1 protein-coding gene is annotated in these 539 nt (G+C 43.0%); it reads right to left on the bottom strand.

Features of this window, described 5'->3' with window-relative positions:
• On the bottom strand, nucleotides 1–539 hold a 539-nt coding region (locus tag ACFSR6_RS17500), incomplete at both ends, for a YDG domain-containing protein (RefSeq protein ID WP_379081225.1).

Below are 539 nucleotides of genomic sequence, written 5' to 3'. Positions count from 1 at the left end.
GCAGTAAAATTACCAGTGATATCTTTGGCAGTAATATTAGCTGTAGCGGTATTAACTCCCGATAAAGTATAATTAGCAGCCTTAGTACCACCTAATGTCATGCCAGCTGCTGTAACAGTTTTGCCATTGGCAACACTTTCATTGTTAAAAGTTGCTAAACCGCCTGTAAGCGTAACGTCAGCAGCATCGGCTGGAAGTACGCCTGTTAAGGTCCTGGTTAATATACTTGCAGTAGTCGTACCATCGTACACTTTATTACCGACAGTAAAATTACCGGTTAAGGTTAAGCCTGTAATATCAGCAGAGGCAGTACCTACACCCGTTAGGTTATAGTTACCAGCTTTTGCTCCCCCCAGAGTCATTCCGGTTGAAGTAACTGTTTTACCAGCACCTACAGTTGCAGTTGCAAAAGTAGCTGTGCCACCGGTTAAAGTTACATCGGCAACATCGGCAGCTAAAACACCTGTTAAACTTCTGGTTAAAATACTTGCGCTTGTAGTACCATCGTAAGTCTTGTTATCGGCAGTAAAAACTCCGGT

It is taken from the genome of Pedobacter vanadiisoli (assembly GCF_042684385.1).
Classification (GTDB): Bacteria; Bacteroidota; Bacteroidia; order Sphingobacteriales; family Sphingobacteriaceae; genus Pedobacter; species Pedobacter vanadiisoli.
This window is presented reverse-complemented; position numbering and strand designations above follow the sequence as displayed.